Genomic DNA, 273 nt, shown 5'->3' with positions numbered 1-273 from the left:
TCGATCTCGGCTACGTCGGGGTGCTGGTCGTCCTGATGATGGTCATGGAGATGCTGGTCATGGCCGTCTTCATGATCATGTACATGATGAACCCGGCCGGCCTGACGCCCATGACGATGGTGCACAACAGGCGGGGCGCGGCCGTCATCGCCGGGGTGGTCTTCGCGCTGCTGGCGGCCGGGTTCATCATGTACATGATCATGAAGACGGCCATGACCAGCATCTCCATGACCATCATCAGGACGACCAGCACCCCGACGTAGCCGAGATCGA

1 pseudogene is annotated in these 273 nt (G+C 60.8%); it reads left to right on the top strand.

Annotated features, from left to right (window positions below):
- Positions 1–263: pseudogene (locus tag FAF44_RS54085) on the top strand (hypothetical protein); the annotation flags it as partial.
- Between the last annotated feature and the right edge of the window lie 10 nt (positions 264–273).

It is taken from the genome of Nonomuraea sp. MG754425 (assembly GCF_021699195.1).
Lineage (GTDB): Bacteria > Actinomycetota > Actinomycetes > Streptosporangiales > Streptosporangiaceae > Nonomuraea.
Note: the sequence above shows the minus strand (reverse complement) of the source record. Positions and strands in the feature narration are given on the sequence as shown.